The sequence below is a fragment of the Pseudomonas sp. TE3899 genome, from assembly GCF_056279105.1.
This window is the reverse complement of the sequence record NZ_JBWBQR010000001.1, coordinates 5,085,964-5,106,931: the sequence shown is the minus strand read 5'-3', so window position 1 is coordinate 5,106,931 and position 20,968 is coordinate 5,085,964. Positions and strand designations below refer to the sequence as shown.

The following is a 20,968-nucleotide window of genomic DNA, read 5'->3' as shown; positions in this document are numbered from 1 at the left end:
GCAACACCTCCTGTGACGCTCTGCATCACGCTTTTTGGGACGCGGAGCGTCCCGGGCTGCATTCCCACGCAGAGCGTAGGAACGATCATTGCCCGGTCGTGCCTTGCGCGGCGCCCCCTTCAAGCTTGCGCCACAACAACCGCACATTCGCCTTGCGCACCAGCGCGCAGCGGTACAAACGAATCTCCAGCGGCACATGCCATTGCGGGCCGCCGCACACCACCAGTTCACCGCGCGCCAGTTCGGCGCGCACGCTCAGTTGCGGCACCCAGGCAATGCCCAGGCCTTCCAGCGCCATGCTTTTCAGGCTGTCGGCCATGGCGGTCTCATAAATGGTGGTGAAACGTAGCGCCCGCTGGCGCAGCAACATGTTCACCGAACGGCCAAGAAACGCGCCGGCGCTGTAGGCCAGCAGCGGCACACTGCCTTCGCCTTCCAGATCGAACAATGGCTTACCTTCGGCATCGGCGGCGCAGACCGGCAGCATTTCGGTATGGCCCAGGTGCAACGACGGGAAAATCTCCGGGTCCATCTGCAACGCCGCATCGGGGTCGTAGAACGCCAGCATCAAGTCACAGCCGCCCTCGCGAAGCGCATGCACCGCATCGCCGACGTTGGTGGCCACCAGCCGCGTGGCAATGTTCAGGCCTTCATTCCGCAACTGCGCGATCCAGCGCGGAAAGAACCCCAGCGCCAGCGAGTGAGCGGCCGCCACCTGCATCACTTCGCCCTGCCCGCCTTCCAGGTGATGCAGATGGCGCAGCACTTCGCCCAACTGCTCGACCACCGTCCGTGCGGTCACCAGGAACAATTGCCCCGCCGCCGTCAGCTCGACCGGCGTGCGCGAACGGTTGACCAGTTGCAGGCCCAACGCGGCTTCCAGGCTGCGGATCCGTCGGCTAAACGCAGGCTGGGTCACGAAGCGGCGTTCCGCAGCCTGGGAAAAGCTGCGGGTGGCGGCCAGGGCACTAAAGTCCTCCAGCCATTTGCTTTCCAGATTCATCAGATCCTCCCGGACACGCACCAATTTAGGTCACACGCTCGCCGCACACGCGGCGTCACACGGGCATTATGCCGAATGTGCATAGGCCAGCGCTTAACAGCATTGGCCCAAAAATCTCCACAAGCCTAGCATTCGCAGCGTTCCGGCACAGTCCGGGTCCATATTGAGATGATTTCTATCATGTCCTCCGCTGCATCTTTCCGCACAGAAAAAGACCTGCTTGGCGTACTCGAAGTACCTGCTCAAGCGTATTACGGCATCCAGACCCTGCGAGCGGTGAACAACTTCCGTCTCTCCGGCGTTCCGATTTCGCATTACCCGAAACTGGTGGTCGGCCTGGCGATGGTTAAACAAGCCGCCGCTGATGCCAACCGCGAGCTGGGTCACCTGAGCGAAGCCAAGCACGCTGCCATCAGCGAAGCCTGTGCACGACTGATCCGCGGCGATTTCCACGAAGAGTTCGTGGTGGACATGATTCAAGGCGGCGCTGGCACTTCGACCAACATGAATGCCAACGAAGTCATCGCCAACATCGCGCTGGAGGCCATGGGTCACCAGAAGGGCGAATACCAATACCTGCACCCGAACAACGACGTGAACATGGCGCAGTCGACCAACGACGCCTATCCGACCGCGATCCGCCTGGGTCTGCTGTTGGGTCACGACGCGCTGCTGGCCAGCCTCGACAGCCTGATCCAGGCGTTCGCTGCCAAAGGTGTTGAGTTCAGCCACGTATTGAAGATGGGCCGTACCCAACTGCAAGACGCCGTGCCGATGACCCTCGGCCAGGAATTCCGCGCGTTCGCCACCACGCTGGGCGAAGACCTGGCCCGTCTGAAGACGCTGGCCCCGGAACTGCTGACTGAAGTGAACCTGGGCGGCACCGCCATCGGCACCGGCATCAACGCTGACCCGCGTTACCAGCACCTGGCCGTGCAGCGCCTGGCCCTGATCAGCGGTCAACCGCTAGTGCCGGCCGCCGACCTGATCGAAGCCACTTCCGACATGGGCGCCTTCGTGCTGTTCTCCGGCATGCTCAAGCGCACCGCGGTCAAGCTGTCGAAGATCTGCAACGACCTGCGCCTGCTGTCCAGCGGCCCACGCACCGGCATCAACGAAATCAACCTGCCGGCTCGTCAGCCAGGCAGCTCGATCATGCCTGGCAAGGTCAACCCGGTGATTCCGGAAGCGGTTAACCAGGTCGCGTTCCAGATCATCGGCAACGACCTGGCCCTGACCATCGCGGCCGAAGGCGGCCAGTTGCAACTGAACGTGATGGAGCCGCTGATCGCGTTCAAGATCTTCGACTCGATCCGCCTGCTGCAACGCGCCATGGACATGCTGCGCGAGCACTGCATCGTCGGCATCACCGCCAACGAAGAGCGCTGCCGCGAACTGGTCGAGCACTCGATCGGCCTGGTCACCGCGCTGAACCCGTACATCGGCTATGAAAACGCCACCCGCATCGCCCGTATCGCCCTCGAAAGCGGGCGCGGCGTGCTGGAACTGGTGCGCGAAGAAGGCTTGCTCGACGACGAAATGCTCGCCGACATCCTGCGCCCGGAAAACATGATTGCTCCGCGTCTGGTGCCTCTGAAGGCTTAACCGAACGCTGCACACGCTCACCAGGTCGAGGGACTAGACACCTCTCACCTTTTGAGGGCTTGGGGATTCGTTCCCCAAGCCCTTTTTTTTAACTGTTTACAGGCCCGACCGTATAGATCGTGCCTGGATCGACTTCTGTAGGAGCAAGGCTTGCCCGCGATGGCGCCCGCAAAATCGCCATCGCGGGCAAGCCATGTTCCTGCAAGAGAAAGGACCTCGTTTCGTCGCTTGCACCACAACCGTGCAGACGGGCGTCGCACTGATAGGTATAGTGCCGCCCCTCTTCGCGTGAGCGGTCGTCGGTAACGAGGCCCAAACCCATGCGAAACCCGAACTAATAACAACCCGCGATATGGAACCGGGACGAACCCTCGCCTCACCTGTCATGCCTTGCGCAAACCGGTGTAACGCGATGTTTCTGCCTCTCCAGCATTTGCTTAAACAAAAAACAGCGAGGAATAATCCATGCTCGAAGTCATCAACGACTTCCTCTCAGGGAAAGTACTGATCGTGCTCATTGTCGGGCTCGGTAGCTACTTCACGATCCGCTCGCGTTTCGTTCAATTGCGCCACTTCTTCCACATGTTTGCGGTATTCCGTGACAGCCTCAAAAGCAGCGCCGGGCAACTCAGTTCGTTCCAGGCCCTGATGCTCAGCCTCGCCGGCCGCGTCGGTGCGGGCAACATCGCCGGTGTCGGCATCGCCGTGACCCTCGGCGGGCCAGGCGCGGTGTTCTGGATGTGGGTGACCGCGCTGGTCGGCATGTCCAGCAGCTTCTTCGAATGCTCCCTCGGCCAGCTCTATAAGCGCTGCGACTCCGACGGCACTTACCGTGGCGGCCCGTCCTATTACATCCAGCATGGCCTGCAGAAACGCTGGTTGGGGATGATCATGGCGTTCCTGCTGCTGATCACCTTCGGTTTCGCGTTCAACGGCCTGCAATCCCACGCCGTGACCCACTCGCTGAACAACGCGTTCGGCCTCGACACCACCTACACCGGCCTCGCGCTGGCGGTGCTGCTGGGCCTGGTGTTCATCGGTGGCATCAAGCGCATCGCCAAGGTTGCTGACCTGCTGGTGCCGGTGAAAACCCTGGTGTACATCGGCGTGACCCTTTACGTGATCGTGCTGCAATTCGACCACGTTCCAGCGATGCTCATGACCATCGTCAAAAGCGCCTTCGGTCTGGACCAGGCCTTCGGCGGCCTGATCGGCAGCGCCATCGTCATGGGCGTGAAGCGTGGCGTGTTCGCCAACGAAGCCGGCCTGGGCAGTGCGCCAAACGTGGCGGCGGTCGCTTCGGTCGAGCACCCGGTGGCACAAGGCGTGGTTCAGGCGTTCAGCGTGTTCCTCGACACCTTCGTGATCTGCACCTGCACCGCGTTGCTGATCCTGCTCTCGGGCTTCTACACCCCAGGCTTCGAAGGCGACGGCATTGCCCTGACCCAGAACTCCCTGGCCGCCGTGGTCGGTGACTGGGGCCGCAGCTTCATCTCCGTGGCCCTGTCGTTGTTCGTGTTCACCTCGATCCTCTACAACTACTACCTGGGCGAGAGCAACCTGCGCTTCATGATCGGTGAAAACCGCTGGGCGCTGATCGGCTACCGTGCCCTGGTATTGGTGTTGATCTTCTGGGGTGCCATCGAAAACCTCGGCACGGTGTTCGCCTTCGCCGACATCACCATGACCATGCTCGCGTTCGTGAACCTGATCGCGCTGTTCCTGCTGTTCAAGGTCGGCATGCGCATCCTGCGTGACTACGATGACCAGCGTGCCGCCGGCATCAAGACGCCAGTGTTCGATTCGAGCAAGTTCCCGGATCTGGACCTGGACCTGCAAGCCTGGCCAGCCAACCCGCCAGCCGCTGCGCCAAAAGCAGCCGTTGAGCCGCAAGGCGTACCCGCAGCGCAACGCTGATCGGTAAAAAACCGGGCGCCTCCCCTGCGCCCGACGTGACACAACGTACGACCGGCGTCATGCTCGGTCGTATGTTGTTTTCGCTTTCGGAGAACCTCCATGAATGCCTCGACCTACCCTGCCGCCCAGCACGTCATGGTGCTCTACACCGGCGGCACCATCGGCATGCAAGCCAGCGCCCACGGCCTGGCCCCGGCATCCGGTTTCGAAGTGCGGATGCGCGACTACCTGCACAGCCAACCAGAGCTGGTGGTGCCACAGTGGCGCTTTCGCGAGATGAGCCCGCTGATCGACAGCGCCAACATGACCCCGGCCTATTGGCAGCAACTGCGCGAAGCGGTGGTCGATGCCGTGGATGTCCAGGGCTGCGACAGTGTGCTGATCCTGCACGGCACCGACACCCTCGCCTACAGCGCCGCCGCCATGAGCTTCCAGTTGCTCGGCCTGCATGCCCGTGTGTGTTTCACCGGCTCGATGCTGCCGGCCGGCGTGACTGACAGCGATGCCTGGGAAAACCTCAGTGGTGCGCTGGTTGCCTTGGGCCATGGTCTGGCGCCGGGCGTGCACCTGTACTTCCACGGCGAACTGCTGGACCCGACCCGTTGCGCGAAGGTGCGCAGTTTCGGTCGTCATCCATTCAAGCGGCTTGAGCGTCAAGGTGGCGGCGTGAAGGCGGCTTCTCTGCCGGCAGCGCTGACCTACAACCAACCCAAGCAATTGGCGAACGTCGCGGTACTGCCGCTGTTCCCCGGCATTGGTGCCGACGTGCTGAATGGCCTGCTCGACAGCGGCATTCAAGGCTTGGTGTTGGAGTGCTACGGCAGCGGTACCGGGCCAAGTGATAACCCTGAGTTTCTCGCCGCGCTGGAACGGGCGCGGGACAACGGCGTGGTGGTGGTGGCGGTGACGCAGTGCCATGAAGGCGGGGTCGAGCTGGATGTGTATGAGGCGGGCAGTCGCCTGCGCGGTGTCGGCGTGTTGTCGGGTGGCGGCATGACCCGAGAAGCGGCGTTCGGCAAGCTCCATGCGCTGCTCGGCGCCGACCTGGATAACGCCAACGTGCGACGCCTGGTCGAACTGGATCTGTGTGGCGAGTTGAGCTGATCGACCGTGACTTGCCGGCGCCTGCCATGTGGCAGGCGCCGGCTAGCCGTGCGGCTTACTTCTTGACCTGATAATCCTGGCCCCACACACGCACCGTGGTGGACGTCTCAATCGGCCCTTCAAAGGTGAATTTCTGGCGTACCGCCGCTTTGGGCGGAACGGTGACCTCATCCGGGTTATCCAGGCTGGCGGTCAGCCCGTTGGCGTAACCGTCCTGATCGATCGCCAGCAAGGCGCCGGTCTGCTTGAGGTTGATCAAGCGCAGTTGGCTGTCGCTGCTGTTCTTGAAGCCCAGGGTGACAATAAACGTGTCGCCGACGGCCTCGGTCTTCAGCACTTGAACATCGATGCGGTCCTTCATTTGTTCGCGAGAGGAAACAATCGCAGCGCCGTCAACGCCTTGTGCCGATTGACGCCCATCGAGCACCCCTTCACTGACCCCGCCCAACAGGTTCTTGCCGGCCGAAATCGCCGACGAGACCGCCGCCTTGGCCGAATCCTTGATGCTGCTGCCGTCGACCGGCTCGCCTTCGGCAAAGCACAGCGAGCTGAGCAACAGGCTGGAGGCCAGGAGGATGGAGCGCGATGGAGTGAATGTCATACCTAGTCCTTTATGGTTGTTTGCCACGCCACCCGAGGGTGAATGGCAGGCAGGTTGCACCAATCGGCTATCGGCGGCAAGCAGGCGCCCACCGGGGCGGCATGCAACTTGCTCCCTTCCGGCAGACCTCATGGACGGAAGCGAACATGCTGCACTCCCACCTCACCACGCTCAACGCGGTCTCCCTGGTGCTCAACGCCTTCAAGGCCCAAGGCCTGTCCAGCGAAGCGCTGCTCGCGGGCAGCGGCATCAGCGCGGCGGACCTGAGCCGGGCGGACACGCGCATCACCACCAACCAGGAGATGCAGGTTTGCGCCAACGCGGTCGCGCTCAAGCGCGACATTGGCCTGGAACTGGGCCGGCGGATGCACGTTTCGTCCTATGGCATGCTCGGTTATGCGCTGCTCACCAGTGCCACCTTCGGTGACGCTTTGCGCCTGGCGATCCGTTATCCGGCGCTGTTGGGAACACTTTTCGAGCTGAGCCTGGACGATGATGGCGAGCGCATCTGGTTCGTCGCTGCCGATTACCGGGAAAGCCCGGCACTGGCGGTGTTCAATGCCGAGTTCTGCCTGGTGTCGCTGAAAGTCATTTGCGACGACCTGCTCGGCCATCCGCTGCCACTCTTGGCTGCACGCTTCGAACACGTGGCGCCGGACTATCAGGCGACTTACGCCGAACACTTCGACTGCCCACTGAGCTTCGAGGCGCGGGACAACGCGTTTGCCTTCGAGCGCAAGTGGCTCGACCAACCCCTGCCGCTGGCGGACGTCATCACCCATCAGGCCATGGCCGATCGCTGCCGCAAGCAGAACACCGAGTTCACCGGACGCCAGGCGTGGCTGGGACGGATTCGCCAGTTGCTGCGTGCGCAGTTGAATGCGGCGCCGGGGCTTGAAGGGTTGGCGGTGCAGATGAATTGCTCGGCGCGGACGTTGCGCCGACACCTCAAGGATCTGGGCTGCAGTTATCAGGAACTGCTCGATGAGCTGCGGTTTGAACAGGCCAAGCAAATGCTCTGCGAGGACCAGTTGCCGATCTATCGGATTGCCGAAGCGTTGGGGTTCAGCGAAACCGCGAGTTTTCGCCATGCGTTTGTGCGCTGGAGTGGTGTGGCGCCCAGTCAGTTCCGGCCTTAGCACTGATCGCGCTGATCGTGCTGATCGTGCTGATCGTTCCCACGCTCCTGCGTGGGAATGCCTCTTGGGACGCTCCGCGTCCCGGTGACGCGGAGCGTCACGGGCTGCACTCCCACGCGGAGCGTGGGAACGATCAAGGGGTGCGCGCCCAACCCTGGGGCATTGTCGCGCCAATAAGGGGCGAATTTCGGTCAGATCTTTTGGCCATATCAATCCCCTTTTGGCCTTTCCTGCCGTTCTCCCAAACGCCGCGCCCCGCAAGACTGTGTTCAACCGAATCAGCCTGCGGAGAACAAGAAAATGCTGACGATCTACTCGGACGATCACCACCTGCACCACGGCCGTTGTGAATTGATGGACGGGCAGCTAATGCCCTGCTTCGAAATGCCGTCCCGTGCCGATCATGTTCTACAGCGCGTGCAAGACCGCGACCTCGGCCCAGTGGAAGCGCCGCAGGATTTCGGCCTGGTGCCGATCCAACGCATCCACGACCGCGACTACCTCGATTTCCTCAAAGGGGCCTGGGCACGCTGGACCGAGTTCAACACCGACGGCGACTTGCTGCCCTACACCTGGCCGGCCCGCACCCTGCGCCGGATCAAACCCGCCAGCCTGCACGGCCAGCTCGGTTATTACAGCTTCGACGGCGGCGCCCCGATCACCGCCGGCACCTGGCAAGCGGCATACAGCGCAGCCCAAGTCGCATTGACCGCCCAAGCCGCCATTCAATCCGGCGCCCGCAGTGCTTTCGCGTTGTGCCGTCCACCGGGACACCACGCCGCCAGCGACTTGATGGGCGGTTATTGCTACCTCAACAACGCCGCCATCGCCGCCCAGGCGTTCATCGATCAGGGCCACCAGAAGGTCGCGATCCTCGACGTCGATTACCACCACGGCAACGGCACGCAATCGATTTTCTACGAGCGCAGCGACGTGCTGTTCACCTCGATCCACGGCCACCCGGAAGCTGAATTCCCGTTCTTCCTCGGCTACGAAGATGAGCTCGGTGAAGGCGCCGGCGAAGGTTTCAACTTTAACTACCCGTTGCCCGGCGGCTCCGGCTGGGACACCTGGAGCGCCGCGCTGGAGCAAGCCTGTAAGGAGATCGAGAAGTACGGCGCCGACATCGTCGTCGTGTCCCTGGGCGTGGACACCTTCAAGGACGACCCGATCTCCCAATTCAAGCTCGACAGCCCGGATTACCTGGCCATGGGCGAGCGCATTGCGAAGCTCGGCAAGCCGACGCTGTTCGTGATGGAAGGCGGCTACGCGGTAGAAGAAATCGGCATCAACGCCGTGAACGTTCTCGAAGGTTTTGAAAGCGCCCAATGAGGAATTAGAACAATGAACAGACTCAAGCGTTTTATCGCTCCAGCGCTGTGCGCGACGCTGCTCAGTGGCGCCGTGCACGCCGAAGAGCGAACGTTGCGCGTCTACAACTGGTTCGACTACATCACCCCCAAAGCCCTGGACGATTTCAAGGCGCAGAACACCCAGACCAAACTGGTCTACGACATCTTCGACACCAACGAAGCGCTGGAGGCCAAGCTGCTGACCGGCAACTCCGGGTATGACGTGGTGGTGCCGTCCAACGTGTTCCTGGCCAAGCAGATCGAAGCCGGGGTGTTCCAGCCGCTGGACCGCAGCAAGCTGCCGAACTGGAACCACCTCGATCCCAAGCTGATGAAGCTGATCGAAGCCAACGACCCCGGCAACAAATTCGCCGTGCCCTACATGTACGGCACCATCCTGATCGGCTTCAACCCGGACAAGGTCAAAGCCGCGCTGGGTGCCGACGCGCCGGTGGACAGCTGGGACCTGATCTTCAAGGAAGAGAACATCAGCAAGCTCAAGCAGTGCGGCGTCGCCCTGCTCGACTCGCCATCGGAGATTTTGCCGCTGGCCCTGCAACACCTCGGCCTGGACCCCAACAGCAAAAAGCCTGCGGACTACGACAAGGCTGAAGCGCTGCTGATGAAGATCCGGCCGTACGTCACCTACTTCCATTCCTCCAAGTACATGGCCGACATCGCCAACGGTGACATCTGCGTCGCAGTCGGTTATTCCGGCAGCTTCTCCCAGGCTGCCAACCGCGCCAAGGAAGCCAAGAACGGTGTGGTCGTCGATATGCGCCTGCCGAAAGAAGGTGCGCCGATCTGGTTCGACATGCTCGCGATCCCCAAAGGCGCGAAAAATACGGAAGACGCCTACACCTTCATCAACTACCTGCTGCAACCGCAAGTGATTGCGCCGGTCAGCGACTTCGTCGGCTACCCGAACCCGAACAAGGACGCCACGGAGCTGGTCGACCCGGCCATCCGCAACAACCCGAACCTGTACCCGACCGAATCGGCGATGAGCACGCTCTACACCCTGCAACCGCTGCCGCGCGATGCCGAGCGCGCACGGACCCGGGCCTGGACCAAGATCAAGTCCGGGACCTGATAGTCGCCACATAAGACCCGCCCTCGCGCGGGTCTTTTTTGCCTGCGATAAATAATTACCACCTCAACCCGCGCCACGTTCCCTACCGTCGTCGTTCCCGCTCCGGTCACAAGGAAACGACCATGACGCCGACGTCCACGCCCGACCGCCAAAACGCCGAAATACTGCTCCAGGAAAAAAATGCGCTGATCTCCCAGACCAATCAGGGGCCCGGCCTTCAAGAGGTCGGCGCCAAGCTGTTGCGCCATGCCTTGAACGAGCAGTACCCGGAACTGGCGATTGATCCGGACCGCACCTTGATCGTCACGCCGCAATGGCAAACCACCACCGACACGCAGACGCGTCTGGCGCCACACACCGAGACACTGACCGCCGCGTTACTGCGCCAGAGCCAGTCCTCGCAGGTCGCCAATTTCATCGAAGGCGAGCACTTCCTCACCCCCGCGCCATTGACCGAACCGGTGATGCAACTGGCCGTCAGCATCGAAGACATTGCCCTCGTGCTGAACAACTATGCGCCGCTGCTGTACATCGAATTCCAGCAGCAGCAACTCGACTACTGGAACACTTCGGTTAAGCACAAACCTCGCTGGCATGAACTGAGCGACACCCTGAGGAAGGCGTTGAACCTCCAGCACGTCAACGGCTGGACGGCTGAGGAGTGCGAGGTCGCCCGTGCCGTTTCCGCCCACCCGGACAAGGCTGAGCGTTCCCGAGCCAATACAGCGATCCCGGGCATTCAGGCCTGCCTCATCGATATCGACTACAACGAACCGGACAACCACCGCCACCTGCTGCTGGGCGGTGCGATCGTCTTGAAAGCCGTGCATAACCAGCTCGACATCCTGTTGCTGTACACCATCGAAGGTGGCTACGAAACGTTCGAATCCATGGCCGCACTGGGCGCGTCCCTGCCCGCGCGCATCGCCATGGAAACCGCCGGAAAGTCATTGCAATGGCGCTTGTTCGAGCCGGACGGCAACGTGTTCGACCACATGGCCTGGGCACTGATCGCCGCTCAACTGGAGGCCATCGCGACGCTGATATCAGCCCCCGACGCGCAAAGTGCTTTCTTTGCGTCGAGCGCCCATGGGGTCGGGCGCTTCAACGAAGAGGAAAAAAAATACCTCGACCAACTTGAAGCCGCCATTCCCGACTGGCTGTCGAAAGCGTCGGCCACCGAGTTGCAAGACTACGGCCATTACCTGTCGACTCAGGGCCGGCTGCGCAACACCTACGGTCTGAATGACATCAAGTTGATCCGGGATTACGCCCAGGAGCAGATGCGCAACGCGATCGTTGCGAACCGGCGCGAGCATCACGCCAATGACGCCGCCCAACTGGCGCTTGATGAACTGCGGATCAGCATTACCAACAGCTTCACCGTCGGCGCCTTCACCCTGCCCAACCCCCACGATACCCAGGTCGAAACCCTCGGCGAATTCGCCCTGCAGAACACCCCGCCCTACCAGGCCGACATCACGTTCAACAACAACCAGCCTTGCCCGCCATGGCTCACCGTGGACTACCTCGGGACCATGGCCCGCCAGGTCGACGTCGGCAAACACTACCCGGCGTTGCTCAAGACCCGGCTGATTGATGACGCCCACCAGGCACGACTCCAGCAGCAACGTTACGTCAGCCTGTTGCCCGACCTGCTCAGGCTCAAGGCCCTGGAATGCAAACTGCAAAACGAGGGCGGCGTCGACGAGACGGGCTATCGCTATGTCTGCGAGTTGATGGACATCGCCCAGGGCCATGCTCGCAAGCATCCGATCGACATCACTCTCCGCCCGCTGAGCTTTATTCCCCGCTATCGCGCCCTGTCGACGGCCGACACCGTGGCCAATATGTTTATCATCGGCCCGCGCCATCCCCACGCGGGGCCGTGCCTGCTGTATCGCCCGGCACTGGAACAGCCATTGCTGCAATTCGCGTCGTTACAGAACCTGATTTACGCCATCCACCAACCCGGTGAATTGCGTGACTCGGTGCTGGCCTGGCTGCCCACGCCCGCCCTCAGTTTTGAATACGCTCAGTACGTATTTCCCGTCGGCCTGCCTTCGCCCTGGCTGGCGACAGAAACGGGCGTCGAACTGCTGCTGAATCTGGACCTGAGCGGCCCGATCAGCCTGGGTTCCGAGGTGATCACCGCTAACCTGCTCGCCACGCTCTTCACCAGCAACGCCCACACGCTGGTCGAACAGGCTGACCGCCAATCCCTGTCCAATGGCGAACGCCGCTGGGCGCTGCTGCGGGACAGTGGCTGGGCGATTTTCAACGTGGCGTCGACGTTCCTGACCGGTCCGGTGGGGACTGCGGTCTGGGTCTGGCAAGGCATCGAGCAATTGCAGCAGGGGCTGGCGGCCCATGAGCGGGGCGACAGCCTGGTGGAGTGGACGTCTCTGGGGGATGTGCTGATGACCGTGGGCATGCTGCTGATCCATCAGGCCAACCTGCGCCGCACCCGCGATGAAGTCGAGCATTGGCGCGACAAACGCAAAGACTCGGCGCCACGCCACCTGACGTTGCGCCCCACGCCCCTGCCCGCGCTGACCACTATGACCCTGGAACCCACCGCGCTGGCCGGCGAGCTCCCCGCCGAACACGCCACAGCGCTGGAAGCCGGCGAATCGGTGCCGCGCCGCACCCCGTCGGCCCTGGGGGTTTATCTGGACAGCGTCAAAGTCAGCGCGCCGGACCTGGCCCACAAAGACGTGGCCATCCTCAACCAGGCGCCGCCGTATCTGTACCAACTCAACGACAAACACTACGCCCGGGTCGTCAATCGCTGGTTCCAGGTGCTGATCAATGACGATGAACAGGTGCAGATCTTCAATCCGAAAAACCCGTCACGCAGCGGCCCGCTGTTGACCCACGACCTGCACGGCAACTGGTACGTCGATACGCGGTTGCGCCTGCGCGGTGGCGGGATGAGGAGTCGGCTCAAGGCCATCAAACTGGACAAGGCCCAGCGCAAGGAGGCCCTGCAGGAAAAGATCCAGGCCTTCAAAAACCGCGAAAGTGCCATACAAGCCGAAATCAATGCGCTTCAGCAGGGGATGTCTGAAGCCAGTGACCAGCAATTCGATGCCCACGCCCTGCGCCTGGTCGACAGACTCGACGTGTTGATCGACGAACACCGGGAAGCCCTTGAGCACCTGAAGCAGTGGCGCGAACTGGGCGGCACGGTCGGCTATACCTATGACCTGTTGCGCCTGACGACCTTGCTCGAGAAACACCTGTCCCTGTGGTTTACGCTCAAGAGCAGCCAGTACTCCATCACCATCGCACCGATGACCGGCGAAGGCTCGATCAACCCCGAGCTGGCCGTGGGCGCCAGCGTTCCGGCCGCGCAAAAGGCCATCCAATTGAGCCAGGCGATCATTGAACGCACCGAGCAGGCCTACCAAGCCGTGGCTGGCCTCAAGGTCCTGGGGCGCACGGCACGGGAGACGTCCCAGACGATCCGTCAGTTGCTGCCGCGACACTCACCCCTGGACTACAAGGCCAACGAAATCGGCCTGGCCTACGATCTCTGCGTGCAAGAACAGGCCAGCGCGCAAATGCCTCAAGCCCGGGCCGCCGTGGCGAACATCGTTATCGAAGCCTCCGAGGCCAGCCAAACACTCACGGACTTGGTGAGCGCACCGCCCGTCGAGCAATCGACCGAGCAACGCATCACAACACTGACGCCACTGCTGGACATCTACGCCGACACGCTTCAGCGCATCGAGGACCTGCCCGGCCAATACCCGGGCATGACCCATCCCCAGGCATTGGCGCGCTTGCAGGCGCTGATCAAGGAATTCCAGGCCCTGGCGCAATCCCAGCTCTACGACCTGCTGCCCGAGGACGAGCTGCCGTTCGAGCGGGGCGCCACCGTCGCCGCGACGGCCGGCCCGTCGCACCTTCCGGGCAAGGTGCTGAAGACGCGGCCGCGGGATCCGCTGCCGGCCAGCGAGTCCAAACCCGAGGCGGCCCTGTTCAAGAAGTTCGCGCCCAAAAGTGGCGGGGCCGGTAAACCGGTGAGAACCGACAATGACGTCATCGTCGACGGGTTGGCGCTGAACCTCGGGCTGGAGGGTTTCATCACCCGCACCCGCGAGGACGCCCAACGGGCGAAGCGGATTCCGGCGGACATGCAGCACCTGTTCGATTCCCAGGCCCTCAAGTACGAGGAGGAAGCCACGGCGGTCGAGACGGCCATGGCGAACATTCGCGCGGCCAGCGGTATGCCGCCACCGGTCGGCACGTTGAGCCTGGAACTGCGCAATGGCGCTACCCGCCTGCGCAGCAGCGGGATCGAGGTGCGAGCCTCCATGTTGAAACAACGCAAACCGCGCCTGGAGTATTTCCAATGGTTGCATGACAACGCTCAGGTCCGGCTGGTGCGCAACCAACAGGGGCGGGTCAAAACCAAATCCCGGGGCGACTACTTCCAGGAGTACCGGATACTCGACATCGCACGCAACGACCAGCCGCTGTGGCTGGCTCACTTTCACTATGCCGCCCTCGATAGTCCGGCCAACCAGCCCACCGCCGCGCACTTGAAAGTCGCGGACACGTACCTGGACACTCTGGACCCGGCGCTTCGACAGCAACTGACGTCGATCGAACCCGTGGATTACGTGTTTCGCCGGATCAGCGATCCGGCCACGCGCCGGTTATTTCTCGCCCTCGAACCACCGCCCCCCGCGTCGCCCCTGGCCTAGCAAGACCAGGCGTTACGCAGGCGCTTGAGTGCGCAGGCGATGTCGGCCTCCGGCACGGCGGCGAAGCCCAGCACCAGGCCGGCCCGCTGATCCAGTGGTCGCGTTGAATCGGGCAGCCAATAGCTGCTCAAACCGTTGATCTCGACCGCAACGGCGGCAGCTTTTTCGATGAGTTCCTGTTCACGGGCCAGGCTGTCGACCGGCACCGTCATGTGCAACCCGGCGGCGACGGTCGGCAAACTGCCCACGCCGGGAATGTCCTTCGGCCAACCGGCCAACAGCGCATTGCGCCGACTCAGGGCCGCACGGCGCATCCGGCGGATGTGGCGCTGGAAATGTCCGGCCGCGATGAACTCGGCCATGACCGCTTGGGTGCTGACTTCCGAATGCCGCACATCCACGGCGCGACGACGGGAGAACGCATCCACCAACCCCGGCGGCAGCACCAGGTAGCCAAGGCGCAAGGCCGGGAACGCCACTTTGCCGAAGGTCCCGACGTAGAGCACTCGGCCCTGGCGATCCAGTGCCGCCAACGGTGCCAACGGTGCGCCGCTGTAGCGGTACTCGCCGTCGTAATCGTCCTCGACGATCCAGCCCTGGGTGCGCTCGGCCCACGCCAGCAATTCCAGGCGCCGGGCCAGGCTCATGATCACCCCGGTCGGGTACTGATGGGATGGGGTCACGTACGCCAGTCGGCAATCCTTCAAACCTTCCAGTTCGGCGCAATTGATGCCCTCACTGTCCACCGACACCCCGCGCAATCGGCCCCCGGCCACGGCGAAGGCATGACCGGCCGCGCGATACCCCGGATTCTCGATCGCCACTCCATCGCCCGGCTCGACCAGCAGCTGTGCACAAAGGCTAATCCCCTGCTGTGCGCCACTGGTGATCACAATTTGCTCAGCCGTGCACTGCATGCCCCGGGAACTGCGCAAATACGCGGCAATCATCCCGCGCAGGCGCGCATCGCCCGCCGGGTCGCCGTAGCACAACTGCTGCAGATCCGGTTTGCGCCAGAAAGCCGCGTTCAGCTTGGCCCAGACCTCGAACGGAAACAGATCGAAGGCCGGCACGCCCACGCGAAAAGCCTTCGGCGGACCACTCGGTGGCAGGGCCAAATGGTTGTTTTCCACCCGCTGCAAAGCACCGCTGTGGATAACTTTACTGGATGAAATCACAGGTAAATCCAGCCAATTTGTGGATAAGGCTGGGGATAACCCTGTTGACAACCCTGTGGATACTTTTGTGGATAGTTTTTTTGCCGGCAGCACGGTTTGCGGCAACTGCGCGACGTAAGTGCCGTCGCCGACCCGCCCTTCGATAAAGCCCTCGGCGTAGAGCTGATCGTAGGCGCGGACCACGCTGTTACGGGAAATCGACAACGCCGCCGCCAGGTCGCGACTGGCTGGCAAACGCGTGCCACTGGCCAGGCGCCCGTCGAGCACGCGCACGCGCAAGGCCTGGTAGAGCTGACGGCTGAGCCCTTGGCGGGGATCGAGTTCGATACCGGCGGGGTTGAAGGACAAGGACAGCGGCGCATCGGTCATGGCCTGAACCTATCAAGAATGGACCTATGAAATTGGCCAGTAATGGCTCTTACAACAGACCAATAGCCTGCCTAGGATGGAGCCATTCGCCAAGGGATATTTCCATGTACAACCCCAGCTCGTTTGCCATCCAAGATTTGCCGGACTTGCAGCAGCAGATACTCGCCACCCGCCTCGCCATCCTGGTGACCCACGGCGAGCAAGGTTTGCAGGCGAGTCATATCCCGGTGCTGCTGGACGCCGAACAGGGTCCGAATGGCACCCTCTACGGGCACTTCGCCAAGGCCAATCCGCAGTGGAAAGACTTGCAGAACGGTGCCGAGGCGATGGTGATTTTTGCCGGTGCCGACGCTTACGTCAGCCCGGGGTTTTACCCGAGCAAAGCCGAGCACGGCAAAGTCGTGCCGACCTGGAATTACGCAGCCGTGCACGCTTACGGTGTGGCTGAAGTGTTCACCGACGCCCATCGTCTGCTCAATTTGGTCAGCGCCCTCACCGATCGCCACGAAGCGGGTCGCGCCCAGCCCTGGCAAGTTGCTGACGCCCCCGCCGACTACATCGACGGTATGCTCAAGGCCATCGTCGGTTTCGCCTTGCCGATCCAGCGCCTGGAAGGCAAACGCAAACTGAGCCAGAACCGCAACGCCGCAGACATCGCCGGTGTGCGCGAAGGGTTGGCTGCCAGCCCCGACGCGCAGGACCAGGCCCTCGCCCACTTGATGCGTTAAGGAATGAACATGAGTCAGATCGAGATTCGCCAGGTCACTGCCGACGACCACGCCGCGTGGTTGCCGTTGTGGCAGGCCTACCTGCGCTTCTACAACACCGAATTGCCGGAAGTCGTGAGCCAAAGCACCTGGCAGCGCATGCTCGACCCGAACGAGCCGACCCACTCCGCCCTCGCCTGGGCCGATGGCAAAGCGGTGGGCATGGTGAACTTCATCTACCATCGCTCGAACTGGAGCATCGAAAACTCCTGTTACCTGCAAGACTTGATCGTAGAGCCCGAAACCCGTGGCACCGGCGTCGGTCGCAAACTGATCGAGTTCGTCTACGCCACCGCCAAAGCGGACGGTTGCTGCAAGGTTCACTGGCTGACCCACGAGACCAACGCCACTGCGATCCAGCTCTACGAGCGAATCGCCGAACGCCCGGGCCTCCTCCAGTTTCGCAAAGCCCTTTAAGGTTCAAGGAGAACAACAATGACCACTTCACTCGCAGACTGGAAAGGCGTCCCGGCCCCCACGGTTCAACTACTGGAAGGGCGCTTCATCCGCCTGGAAAAACTTGACCCGGCGCGCCACGCCGACGGCTTGTTCAAAGCCCTGCAAGGCCCTGGCGCCGACCCGAAACTCTGGGACTATTTGCCTTACGGCCCCTTCCCGGAACGCAGCGTATTCAACGACTGGCTGAACAACCACGCGGCCAACAGCGACCCGTATTTTTTCACCGTGATCGACCGTGCCAGCGGCGACGTGCAAGGCATCCTCAGCCTGATGTCCATCGTCCCGGCCCAGGGCCGCATCGAAATCGGCCACGTGACTTTCGGTGCGTCGATGCAGCGTTCACCGAAAAGTACCGAGGCGGTTTACCTGCTGGCCAAGGAGTCGTTTGCCCTGGGCTACCGGCGTCTGGAGTGGAAATGCAACAACGGCAACGCCCGCTCCAAATACGCGGCCGAGCGTTTGGGGTTCAGTTTTGAAGGAGTGTTTCGCCAGCACATGGTGGTCAAGGGACAGAATCGCGATACGGCTTGGTATTCGATTCTGGATTCGGAATGGCCGGTGGTTGGGGCGGGGTTTGAGCGGTGGCTTTCAGATGAAAACCAGACGGATTCAGGGCAAGTGAAAACCTTGGCCGAGTGCCGCGCCTAGTGATCGTTCCCACGCTCTGCGTGGGAATGCAACCCGGGACGCTCTGCGTCCCAAAGCGGACGCAGAGCGTCCATTGAGGCATTCCCACGCAGAGCGTGGGAACGATCTTTTCAGACGAGTTTCTGGGCCAGCACGGCGATATGCTCCGGCCCAATCCCGCAGCACCCGCCTAAATGGCTCGCCCCACGCTTCTGCCAATCCGCCGCCCAGTGCAGGTAACCCGGCGGATCGAGATCATCGCGCAACGGGTCCAACCCGTCGTTGGCCGTGGCCTCTTTCGGTTGCGGCGGGAAGGCGTTGGCGTATGCGCCGATGTGAATATTCACACCCAACCGCTCGAACGTTTCCCGCGCTGCATCAATCGCCGCGCCGATGACTTCCGGCTGGCTGCAGTTGAACAGCAACGTCTCGACACCCAGCTCAGCGGCCACGGCGGCTGCTTCGGCCACCGGCTCGCCGGAACGCAAGCGCGGCACGTCGTCGGTGTCTTCATCCTTCAAAGTAAACGACAGCCAGAACGGTTTGCCATCCTTCGGCAGCCCGGCGTGGATCGCCCGCGCCTCAACGATCGAGCTCTGGGTTTCCGCCAGCCAGAGATCCACATGCGGCCCGAGTCCTTTCACCAGCGGCGTCAGCAATTCCGTGACCCGCGCAGCGTCGAACAGGTCCGGACGATAGGAACCGAACAACGGCGGCAACGAACCGGCCACGCGTACCGGTTTACCCGCCGCCTCCACCGCACGCCGGGCCAACTCGCCAGCCAACGCCGCGAGCGCCTGGCCTTCAGCGGCAAAGCGCTCTTCGCCGATATGGAACGGCACCACCGCATAGCTGTTGCTGGTGATGACGTTTGCACCGCTTTCGATATAGGCCGCGTGCACCGCCTCGACGGCTTGCGGCGCTTCGCTCAAGGCCAGCGCCGACCACTCGGGCTGCCTGAATGGTGCCCCACGGCGCTGTAGCTCACGACCCATGCCGCCATCCAGAATCACTGTGCTTCCTGCGCCCATATGCTTTTCACTCATAAGCTTATGAAAATAACTCACTACCAGAGTCGTTCTTATAACTATTTAATACGTAACATCTGGTTAATAACAACCTCTTTTTTCAGGGATCGACTGTGAAATTTCAACCGCTATTGGCCTTGGGCCTGACGATTCTGGCTGCCTCCACTCAAGCCTTTGGCGGCGTCACGCTGGATCGCGTCGAGCAGAAAAAAGAACTGGTGGGCGTGCTGATGGAAAGTTATCCACCGTTCTCGTTCCTCAACGACCAGAACCAGCTCGACGGTTTCGACGTCGATGTGGCCAAAGCCGTGGCCGAGAAACTCGGCGTGAAACTGCGCCTCGAAACCCCGTCCTGGGACGTGATTGCCGCCGGCCGCTGGAGCGGTCGCTACGACATCTGCATCTGCTCCATGACCCCGAGCAAGGCACGCGCCGAAGTCTTCGATTTCCCGGTCGAGTACTACGCATCCCCGGCGGTGATCGTGGTCAACGCCAAGGATGACCGCATCCATAACGCCAAGGACCTGAGTGGCAAGAAAGTCGGCCTCACCAGCGCCTCCAGCTACGAAAGCTACCTGAACAAAAACCTGGTGATCGAAGGCGCCGAAGACACGCAGTTGCAGTACCCGTTCGAGGACGTGCAGATCGCTCCGTATGACACCGACAACGTGGCCTTCCAGGATTTGGGCCTGGGCGCCGGTGTTCGACTGGACGCGATCCTCACCAACCTGGTGACCGCGCAACCGCGCCTGAACGAAGACAAACGCTTCAAACTGGCAGGCGAGGCGCTGTACTCCGAGCCGAACTCAGTGGCCATCGAAAAGGGTGACCCGCAGTGGGACGGCAAAGTGCGTGAAGTCTTCGCGCAGCTGAAACAGGACGGCACGTTGAGCAAGCTCTCGCAAAAATGGATCGGCGCCGATATCAGCAAATGACTTCTTTCCCGACACCTCCCCAGCCGCCGCAACCCGTCGCTGAGTCACGGCTGCAACGGATCTTCGGATTTCGCACGCGGCTGTACCTGACCTGGGCGGCGATGCTCGGCTTGTTCGCCAGTTTTTTCCTGAGCTTCGACCTGAAGTTCTCGATCATCCTCGACAAACTGCCGAACCTCGTCGGCCTGCACCTGGCGCCCAACGGCTTCCTGCAAGGCGCGGCGCTGACGTTGTTTCTCTGCGCCTGCTCGATCGTCGCCTCATCGCTGCTGGGCTTCATCACCGCCCTGGGGCGGCTATCGAAAAGCGCCGTGGCGTTCGGCATTGCGAGTTTCTACGCGTCGTTCTTTCGCGGCACGCCGCTGCTGATCCAGATCCTGCTGATCTACCTCGGCCTGCCGCAACTGGGCATCGTGCCCGGCGCCATCGCCGCCGGGATCATCGCCCTGTCGCTGAACTACGGCGCCTACCTGAGCGAAATCTTCCGCGCCGGCATCCTCGGCGTCCCCCACGGCCAACGGGAAGCCTCCCTGGCCCTGGGCATGCGCGAAACCGTGATCTTCTGGCGCGTCACCCTGCCCCAAGCCATGCGCACCATCATCCCGCCGACCACTAACCAATTCATCTCCATGCTCAAGGACTCGTCGTTGATCTCGGTGATGGGGGTGTGGGAAGTGATGTTTCTGGCGCAGTCGTATGGGCGCTCGAGTTATCGGTATATCGAGATGCTGACAACCGCGGCGGTGATTTATTGGGTGATGTCGATAGGGTTGGAGCTGATACAAGCGCGGATGGAGCGGCATTACGGCAAGGCGTATTTGAGTCGTAGCTGAGTCTCCTGAGCAAACGCGAAACCTGTGGCGAGGGAGCTTGCTCCCGTTGGGCTGCGGAGCGGCCCCATGATCAAAAGATCGCAACCTTCAGCAGCGCCTACATTGTCCAGATACGCATTAAATTGCGTATAGATGCCTCGAAATCCGAAGTATCTGCAAAAGATTGCACTTAACCAACGACATCATTCTGTAAAAACCCTCCGCTATACAACACAGCCCGCTTATAACAAAAAGGCTGTCCAC

At 61.9% G+C, this 20,968-nt stretch carries 16 protein-coding genes; 12 read left to right on the top strand and 4 right to left on the bottom strand.

What is annotated here, in order from left to right; all coding sequences use genetic code 11:
• Nucleotides 1-85: 85 nt before the first annotated feature.
• The gene (locus tag ACZ89E_RS23120; RefSeq protein ID WP_133835322.1) at nucleotides 86-1,003 is read right to left on the bottom strand and encodes a LysR substrate-binding domain-containing protein; all 918 of its coding nucleotides are present in this window, start codon (nucleotides 1,001-1,003) and stop codon (nucleotides 86-88) included.
• Nucleotides 1,004-1,183: 180 nt separating this feature from the next.
• Between ACZ89E_RS23120 and aspA the strand changes: the two genes are divergently transcribed.
• The 3 genes from aspA (at nucleotide 1,184) to ACZ89E_RS23105 (ending at nucleotide 5,629) form a co-directional block, all read left to right on the top strand.
• The gene (gene aspA / locus ACZ89E_RS23115; protein ID WP_133835321.1) at nucleotides 1,184-2,608 is read left to right on the top strand and encodes an aspartate ammonia-lyase; all 1,425 of its coding nucleotides are present in this window, start codon (nucleotides 1,184-1,186) and stop codon (nucleotides 2,606-2,608) included.
• A gap of 465 nt (nucleotides 2,609-3,073) precedes the next feature.
• Nucleotides 3,074-4,525: an alanine/glycine:cation symporter family protein gene (locus ACZ89E_RS23110; protein WP_463258904.1), complete on the top strand. Its 1,452-nt coding sequence runs from the start codon at nucleotides 3,074-3,076 to the stop codon at nucleotides 4,523-4,525.
• Between the two features lie 99 nt (nucleotides 4,526-4,624).
• Nucleotides 4,625-5,629, top strand: coding sequence for an asparaginase (locus ACZ89E_RS23105; RefSeq protein ID WP_476256534.1), 1,005 nt, complete (start codon nucleotides 4,625-4,627; stop codon nucleotides 5,627-5,629).
• Nucleotides 5,630-5,684: 55 nt separating this feature from the next.
• Here ACZ89E_RS23105 and ACZ89E_RS23100 read toward each other — a convergent pair whose 3' ends face one another.
• The gene (locus tag ACZ89E_RS23100) at nucleotides 5,685-6,230 is read right to left on the bottom strand and encodes a hypothetical protein (protein ID WP_476256533.1); all 546 of its coding nucleotides are present in this window, start codon (nucleotides 6,228-6,230) and stop codon (nucleotides 5,685-5,687) included.
• 146 nt (nucleotides 6,231-6,376) lie between these two features.
• Here ACZ89E_RS23100 and ACZ89E_RS23095 point away from each other — a divergent pair, with 146 nt between their 5' ends.
• From ACZ89E_RS23095 to ACZ89E_RS23080, 4 genes are all read left to right on the top strand, one after another.
• Nucleotides 6,377-7,369 (top strand): AraC family transcriptional regulator, encoded by a 993-nt coding sequence (locus ACZ89E_RS23095; RefSeq protein WP_476256532.1) that lies wholly within the window; start codon nucleotides 6,377-6,379, stop codon nucleotides 7,367-7,369.
• 300 nt (nucleotides 7,370-7,669) lie between these two features.
• A complete protein-coding gene (locus ACZ89E_RS23090; protein ID WP_476256531.1) occupies nucleotides 7,670-8,701 on the top strand; it encodes a histone deacetylase family protein in 1,032 nt (343 codons plus the stop codon).
• Nucleotides 8,702-8,713: 12 nt separating this feature from the next.
• Entirely contained in the window at nucleotides 8,714-9,814 is a 1,101-nt protein-coding gene (locus ACZ89E_RS23085) for a polyamine ABC transporter substrate-binding protein (RefSeq protein ID WP_476256530.1), read from the top strand.
• Between the two features lie 122 nt (nucleotides 9,815-9,936).
• Nucleotides 9,937-14,529, top strand: coding sequence for a dermonecrotic toxin domain-containing protein (locus ACZ89E_RS23080; RefSeq protein ID WP_476256529.1), 4,593 nt, complete (start codon nucleotides 9,937-9,939; stop codon nucleotides 14,527-14,529).
• On the opposite strand, the gene pdxR is transcribed toward ACZ89E_RS23080, so the two are convergent.
• Entirely contained in the window at nucleotides 14,526-16,076 is a 1,551-nt protein-coding gene (pdxR, locus tag ACZ89E_RS23075) for a MocR-like pyridoxine biosynthesis transcription factor PdxR (RefSeq protein WP_476256528.1), read from the bottom strand. The genes ACZ89E_RS23080 and pdxR overlap by 4 nt on opposite strands.
• 104 nt (nucleotides 16,077-16,180) lie before the next feature.
• Between pdxR and ACZ89E_RS23070 the strand changes: the two genes are divergently transcribed.
• The 3 genes from ACZ89E_RS23070 to ACZ89E_RS23060 are packed head-to-tail and all read left to right on the top strand — an operon-like array spanning nucleotide 16,181 to nucleotide 17,950.
• Nucleotides 16,181-16,804 carry an FMN-binding negative transcriptional regulator gene (locus tag ACZ89E_RS23070; protein WP_476256527.1) on the top strand — a complete coding sequence of 208 codons (624 nt, stop codon included), beginning with the start codon at nucleotides 16,181-16,183 and terminating at the stop codon, nucleotides 16,802-16,804.
• 9 nt (nucleotides 16,805-16,813) lie between these two features.
• The gene (locus ACZ89E_RS23065) at nucleotides 16,814-17,260 is read left to right on the top strand and encodes an N-acetyltransferase family protein (protein WP_476256526.1); all 447 of its coding nucleotides are present in this window, start codon (nucleotides 16,814-16,816) and stop codon (nucleotides 17,258-17,260) included.
• A gap of 18 nt (nucleotides 17,261-17,278) precedes the next feature.
• Nucleotides 17,279-17,950 carry a GNAT family N-acetyltransferase gene (locus tag ACZ89E_RS23060; RefSeq protein WP_149659406.1) on the top strand — a complete coding sequence of 224 codons (672 nt, stop codon included), beginning with the start codon at nucleotides 17,279-17,281 and terminating at the stop codon, nucleotides 17,948-17,950.
• A gap of 110 nt (nucleotides 17,951-18,060) precedes the next feature.
• Here the strand turns inward: ACZ89E_RS23060 and ACZ89E_RS23055 are convergent, their stop codons facing one another.
• Entirely contained in the window at nucleotides 18,061-18,960 is a 900-nt protein-coding gene (locus ACZ89E_RS23055) for a homocysteine S-methyltransferase family protein (RefSeq protein ID WP_476256525.1), read from the bottom strand.
• Between the two features lie 110 nt (nucleotides 18,961-19,070).
• Between ACZ89E_RS23055 and ACZ89E_RS23050 the strand changes: the two genes are divergently transcribed.
• Together ACZ89E_RS23050 and ACZ89E_RS23045 are read left to right on the top strand one after the other, a co-directional pair.
• Entirely contained in the window at nucleotides 19,071-19,892 is an 822-nt protein-coding gene (locus tag ACZ89E_RS23050; RefSeq protein ID WP_476256524.1) for an ABC transporter substrate-binding protein, read from the top strand.
• A complete protein-coding gene (locus ACZ89E_RS23045) occupies nucleotides 19,889-20,725 on the top strand; it encodes an amino acid ABC transporter permease (protein WP_476256523.1) in 837 nt (278 codons plus the stop codon). Before ACZ89E_RS23050 ends, ACZ89E_RS23045 begins: the two co-directional genes overlap by 4 nt.
• Nucleotides 20,726-20,968 lie beyond the last annotated feature (243 nt).